Origin of the sequence: Microbacterium sp. CPCC 204701 (genome assembly GCF_004010105.1) — a bacterium.
Lineage (GTDB): Bacteria > Actinomycetota > Actinomycetes > Actinomycetales > Microbacteriaceae > Microbacterium.
The window spans coordinates 1-2939 of the sequence record NZ_RRYE01000360.1 but is presented as its reverse complement, the minus strand read 5'-3'; the positions used below and the strand labels follow the sequence as shown (position 1 = coordinate 2939).

2 protein-coding genes are annotated in these 2939 nt (G+C 71.2%); both read right to left on the bottom strand.

Features of this window, described 5'->3' with window-relative positions:
• A partial coding sequence (locus EIO58_RS15350) for a hypothetical protein (protein WP_127820243.1) occupies positions 1-1146 on the bottom strand: 1146 nt, incomplete at its 3' end.
• Positions 1147-1148: 2 nt separating this feature from the next.
• Entirely contained in the window at positions 1149-2813 is a 1665-nt protein-coding gene (locus EIO58_RS15345; RefSeq protein ID WP_127820242.1) for a sensor histidine kinase, read from the bottom strand.
• Between the last annotated feature and the right edge of the window lie 126 nt (positions 2814-2939).

Sequence of the window (2939 nt, the reverse complement as noted above, 5' to 3'; positions counted from 1 at the left end):
CACGGAGCTCTCGACGCTCGTCGCCGCGCGGCCCGCGGCCTCGCGGGCCACGCGCACGAGCTCGCCGCCGTGGTGCCCGACGGCGTCGCTCAGCGCGACGCCCACGCCGATCACGGGGATCACTCCCCCGCCGACCTTGCCGAGGTCGTCGAAGAGGCCCCGATAGATCGCGCCGGCCTGACGGCGGGCCTCGTCCGCCGAGAACACGGCGATCCCCACGACCAGTCCGCTGGATCCATCCTGACCGACGACGGCATTGGCGGGCGCGTGCCGGCGTACTCCCGCACGCCATGCCTCGGCGATCGCTGCCGCGACGTCGGTGCCGAACGCCGAGGAGATCTGGTCGAGATCGTCGATGCGGACCCCGGTCACGGCGACGAGCTCGGAGCGAGTCGCCGCCCGGGCGCAGAGCGATGCGAGAAGATCGGCGAACTCGTCCCGCGTGGCGATCCCGTCCTCCGCTGGGTCGGACGATGACTGGCGCAGGTAGCCGCGCATCGGCGCGCGGGCCGCGCGGAGCACCGACGTCACCACGACGGCGACGATGGTCAGCGTGACGGTGAGGAAGCTCGTGGATATGGTGCCGAAGGCGGCCTGGAACAGCGTGCTCTCGGGTCCCGAGATCAGGAACGCCGTCGTGCGCGCCGCGTAATACAGCGACTGCAGCCCCAGCACGATGCCCAGCACCCATGCGGTACGTGACGCACGCAGCGCGCCGCGCAGGCATTCCGCCGCGCCGAGGGAGGCGAACACCATGAGCGCGGCGAACATCCACAGCGCGCCGGCCCAGTCTCCGCCCGCTTCGCCTTCGACCGCAACCGACACCGCCGCCGCGCCGACGCCCGCGCCGACGAGGAGTGACGGCCACGCCATCGAGCGCCCGTTGAAGCGGCGGCAGCCGAGCCACATGCACCCGGTACCCGCGACGAACGCCGCGTTGCCCACCGCGACCGCCCACCACGCATCGTCGAGCCGCGCCCACACGACGTACGACAGCGTGGTCAGCATCGCGGCCAGGAATCCGAGCGACCAGATCCGTCCCGCTCCCTCGTCGCGGCGCAGCAGCGTCTCGAGGATGAACAGCACTCCGCTGACGTTGACGACGAGGGCGGTGATGACCAGCACGCTGGCGAGGTCCAGACTCATGACTACGGTCCTTCCGGCCGGGTCGCCGGCAGCTTGACGATGAAGGTCGATCCCACCCCGGGCGAGCTGTGCAGTCCCATCTCACCGCCGTGGGCGCGAACGATGTCGCGCGTGATCGCGAGTCCGAGTCCCGTGCCCGCCCGGCGCTGCGCGCCCGCTTTGTAGTAGCGGTGGAACAGGCGCGATCGATCGGCGTCCGAGATGCCGATGCCCGTGTCGCGCACCAGGATCCAGCTCGAGGTGCCGTCGGAGGTGGTGCCGACGTGAACCGTTCCACCGTCCTTGTTGTACGTGATCGCGTTCGACACCAGGTTGTCGACCACTTGGCGCAGGCGCAGCGCATCGGCCCAGACCGGCGCCGGCTCGAGACCGGATGTGTCGATCGTGATGGCGCGCGCCTCGGCGCGGGTGACGGCATCCGTCGCCGCCGCGCGGACGATCTCGCTCGCCTCGAGGGGACCGGGCGTGAGCGAGGTGCCCAGCGATGACGGCGAGGACCGCGACGCGGCAAGGACGTCGGCGACGATCTGAAGGAGGCGCTCGGCGTTGCGTTCGGCGATGTCGAGGTTTCCGCGGACAGCGTCCGGCGTGTCGGGGTCCTCGATGGCCAGGTCGAGGTAGCCGAGGATCGCCGTGAGCGGGGTGCGCAGCTCATGCGAGACCGAAGCGACCAGTTCGTCCCGGGCTCGGAGCGCGTCGAGTTCGGCCGTGACGTCCCGCGAGACGACGACGGCACCGGCGTCCGCGCCGTCCGGATCGGTGAGTCGGCGCGCCGTGATGGTGAGCGCCCGCCGCGCGCCGGGCTCCGCCCCGAACCACATCACCTGGTCGTCGAACGACTCGCCTCGCCGCGCCCGCTCGAGCGGTAGCTCATCGGGAGGCACTCGCGTCGTCCCGTCGTCGCGGAACACCTCCAACTCTGCGGAGTCATGGGCTTCGAGACCCTGCTGGAGGCGTCCGTGGGCGTCGTTCGTGACAGCGGTGCGGCCGTCGGCGTCGATGCGGACGACGCCGAAGTCCACCGCGTCGAGCACTTCGGTGACCACCTGCTCCTGCCGCCGCGTGCGAGCCAGGATGCTCCGCAGCAGCCGCGACTGCTTCGCCAGGAGCATGCGCTGGGCATCGGAACGGCGGGTCGTGAGGTGCGCCGTGGTCGCGACGGCCAGCAGCACGAGGGGCAGGAGGAACGTGCGATACGTCACCTCCTCGGCGTTCACGGCTGTCAGCAGGCTCACGATCCCGGCGATCGAGACGATCACGCCGACGAGGCCCAGCATGCCGAAGCCGCCGGCGAGCCACATCACCGGGAAGATCCACAGCAGCCCCAGCCGGGAGTCAGGCGCCGCGAGCTGCAGCAGCGTGATCGCAGCCATGTCCAGCGATGGGACTACGGCGACCCAACCGTACGGGAGCGAATTCCACGGCACCACGAGGGTCGCGCCCGTCACCACCACGACCAGGACGACACCGAGGAAGAAGAGCACGCCGTCGCCGTGGAAGGGCGTGAGCACCACCAGCCCGGCGAGCACGAACACGACACCCGCCAGGAGCAGCTGATTGAGCGTCGCGATGCGATCGCGCGTGCGCTCGGCGATGTCGTGCCCGCGCCCCGCCCCGCGCAGGCGGGCGGGACGCCGATGCGCGTCTCGCGCGGTCGCGGCGGTCATACCGTGACGCTAACGGATGCCGCGACCGGTGTGTGAGCCTCGCGCCGGCGTGGTGCCCGCCCGCGGCTCAGGCCCGGGCACCAAGGTCTCAGAATCCGAAGTCGCCGAAGTCCCCGAATCCGCCGG

Excerpts from the sequence above, each read along its gene's own strand:
- EIO58_RS15345 (WP_127820242.1), bottom strand. The coding sequence starts at position 2,813 with ATGACCGCCGCGACCGCGCGAGACGCGCATCGGCGTCCCGCCCGCCTG.